General features: G+C 59.4%; 3 protein-coding genes. All 3 read right to left on the bottom strand.

What is annotated here, in order from left to right; genetic code table 11:
- Positions 1 to 422: 422 nt before the first annotated feature.
- Positions 423 to 1589, bottom strand: coding sequence for a pyridoxal phosphate-dependent aminotransferase (locus tag BV034_RS15215; protein WP_050027860.1), 1167 nt, complete (start codon positions 1587 to 1589; stop codon positions 423 to 425).
- 117 nt (positions 1590 to 1706) lie between these two features.
- Positions 1707 to 2555, bottom strand: a complete 849-nt coding sequence (locus tag BV034_RS15210; protein WP_050027859.1) for a 50S ribosomal protein L11 methyltransferase — start codon at positions 2553 to 2555, stop codon at positions 1707 to 1709.
- 65 nt (positions 2556 to 2620) lie between these two features.
- On the bottom strand, positions 2621 to 3366 hold a 746-nt coding region (locus BV034_RS15205; protein WP_050027858.1), incomplete at its 5' end, for an N-acetylmuramoyl-L-alanine amidase-like domain-containing protein.

Raw genomic sequence — 3366 nt, 5'->3', positions numbered from 1 at the left:
CGGCCCTCAATACTTTCACAAAAGCGAGATGCTCGACCTCTCCACTTTTCCCTGATGGCATTGGCCTTTAGGCGGTCAGGGACGTGTTACCCCTGACGTGGCATGTAGCCACGCCATCTATCAGCAATCACACCTCCCCCACTCCGCTCACAACCCCGGCTGGGACAGCCGGACTACACCTCCGCTCCGCACCGGGGTTGGAGTACTGCATTTATGCGGGTCAGGACGCGCCACCCCGGATGGAGCATTCAGCCACGCCGTCCAACAACAATCACACCTCACCACCTCCGCTCAAACGCGGGGCCGGAGACCCCGCCTCCTCTACTCTGCGGCGCTCCCGCCACTCAACAAAAACGCGCCCCGTGTCACAGGGCGCGTTCTATACAATTCAATCAACGATCCTCGAACCCAGCCCAGCTTTCTTAGTGCTGGTTGCAGAACTCTTCGAAGCGGTCCATGCCGGCGTTGATCACGTCGAGGCTGGTCGCGTAGCTGAAGCGGATCGTGTAGTCTTCACCGAAGGCAATGCCAGGAACGGCAGCCACCTTCTGCTTGCTGAGGAGCTTCTCTGCGAAGTTCACAGACTTGATGCCGATGGGCTCAATGTTCACCAGGAAGTAGAATGCCCCCCAAGGCTCCACCACGCGGATGTTCTTGATGTTCTGCAGGCGGGCCAGCATGAACTCACGACGCACGTTGAACTCCTCGCGCATGTCCGCCACGATCTGCTGATCGCCGTTGAGGGCGGCGATCGCGCCGTACTGGGCGAAGGTCGTCGGGTTCGAGGTCGTGTGGCTCTGGATGGTGTCGATCGCGTCGGCGATGGCCTTCGGAGCGGCGGTGTAGCCAAGGCGCCAACCGGTCATGGCATAGGCCTTGGAGAAGCCGTTGATGGTGATCGTCAGATCCGAAACTTCCTTGCCGAGGGAGGCGATGCTGATGTGCTTGTTGTCACCATACACCAGCTTCTCATAGATCTCGTCGGAGAGGATCACAATGTCTTCACCCACGGCGATTTCAGCGATCTTCTCAAGCTCGTCTTTGGAGTACACGGACCCGGTCGGATTGCCGGGGCTGTTGAGGATGATCATCTTCGTGAGAGGAGACATCGCCTCTTCGAACTGCTCAGGAGTGATCTTCCAGCCGTCTTCGGCCTTGGTCTCAACGATGACCGGCACGGCACCCACGAGGCGCACCATTTCGGGATAGCTGGTCCAGTAGGGAGCCGGGATGATCACTTCATCGCCGGGGTTGCACACTGCCAGGATGGCGTTGTAACAGGAGTGCTTGGCTCCGCAGTTCACGCTGATCTGGGAAGGCGAATACTTGAGGCCGTTGTCCATCTCGAACTTGGCAGAAATCGCCTCACGCAGTTCGATCAGGCCGGAGCTCTCTGTGTAACGGGTCTGGCCATCCTGGAGGGCCTTGATGGCCGCCTCTGTGATGTGAGCCGGGGTATTGAAGTCAGGCTCCCCCGCGCCAAAACTCAAAACGTCCACGCCCTGCTTCTTCAGCGCCTTGGCCTGGCTGGTAATGGAAAGCGTCAATGAAGGAGCCAGTTCAGATACGTTTTTGGAGATGAAGTCCATTTGGGCGTGCTGTTTAAAAATTGGAGGGAGGGGTACAAAGGAGAGGCAGGCGGCTTTGTCAACCACCGTAAAGCAATGATGAGGTCATCTGTGAAGGCATTTTTGGGTGAAACCGCCTCACTTCCTCCCCGCCAGACGCCCCCGTGCGGTGACCCATTTTCCACGGGTGACGACCTCCTCGAAGACCAGTCCCGCCTTCTCTCCGAGTTTGAGGCAGTCGTCCGCCTGGGTCCGGAGGATGCCACTGACAAAAACGATGCTGTGCTTGGACATGGATTTCACGATCTTGGGGAACACGTCCTCCAGGATGTCGTAGAAGAGATTCGCCGCCACACAGTCCCAACGACGAGTGGGTTTCCATTTCAAAACATCAGCCTCTTCAATCACGACATTTTGGGTCCGGTTGCGCACCAGATTTTCTTGCGCCACACGCACGGCTTTGTCGTCGAAGTCGCAGCCCCAGGCCTCACTGGCCCCGAGTTTCTCCGCCGCGATGGCAAGCACGCCACTACCGGTGCCGAGATCCAACATCGTCCAGGGCTGGCCTTCCTTGCCCTTCGCATAATCCACCATCATGCGCAGCACCGTGGCCGTGGTGGCATGGTGCCCGGTGCCAAACGCCATGTCGGCAGGGATGCTGATGACCTGGAGTTTGGGATGCGCTTTCTCGATCTCCTTGAGCTTGGTCTTGGCCTTCTCGGCCACCACGAGCAGACGTCCCCTAACCTTCACCGGCGGCGGTTGCTCCTGGCTCATGGCTGCCCAGTTTTGCGCCTTCAGCTCGCGCACGCTGCCGCCGAACTGGTTGGAGATGGCCTCGGCCTCTTTCTTCTTCTCGCAATAGACTTCGATGCGGATGGTGCTGCGGCCCGCGATCCGCGTGATGACGGCACGAGGCTCCCCGGCGAAACGTTCCTCCCAGGCATCTGCCCACTTTTCCGATGACAACTTAGACCACACAAACATGGCGGGATGCTAGAGGCAACCCGCGGCTTCGTCACCTATTCTTATCTCATCCAGGCACTCGCTCACTACACCGGCCGGAAGACGATGAGCCCCATGTTGTCCGACTTCTCGCCCAGGTACGCGGAAATTCTCGTGTCCACAATGCAGCAGCGTCCTTTGTCATAGCTGGAGGTGGCGTGCATGAAACGGCAGGTGTTGCCATTGCGAACGGCCAGGCCCACGTGGGAAGTGTAGCCCGTGTCGTCCTTGGAGGCGATCGCCAGCACGTCGCCGTCCTGAAGCCGGGACTCAATGCCCGCGACACGATTTTTCGGTATGTAGGACACTGGAAGCCGGGACACCCGGCCTTCCACCTTGGCGATGCCACTGCGCAACGAGGGGTTGCTGCGAAGGTAGCGGTAGTTCCGCCAGGCGATCTGCATCTCCCTCACGTTTCGCCGCACGGGCACTCCACCAAGGGAGCGAGTCACATTGGTGCCCAGTCCGCGCCGTTGGTTGTCGGCAAACACCTCTTCAAGGTGGTGCATGCGGCTGAGGTAGGTGCCGTCACAACGGCCGTTCCGATAGCGCTCCATCTCCACCATCCGGAGCAACTCCACTGGTGACCAGGGCGCTGGATGGGTGCCGATCATACGGGAGAATGCCAGCGACACCTCGTAAAAGGTCCAGCAGTCCAGAGCGTAGAGATTCACTGATGGAGATTCGATGCGGTTGTCGATCTCCAGGGTGTAGTTGCCGTAGCGCGTACCCGTGAGCGCCCTACCGACGGTCGCCGTGCGACGGCCCAACGGCAGCGCAGCCCAGTTCTCCC

Source organism: Verrucomicrobium sp. BvORR034 (assembly GCF_000739635.1).
GTDB lineage: Bacteria > Verrucomicrobiota > Verrucomicrobiia > Verrucomicrobiales > Verrucomicrobiaceae > Verrucomicrobium.
Note: the sequence above shows the minus strand (reverse complement) of the source record. Positions and strands in the feature narration are given on the sequence as shown.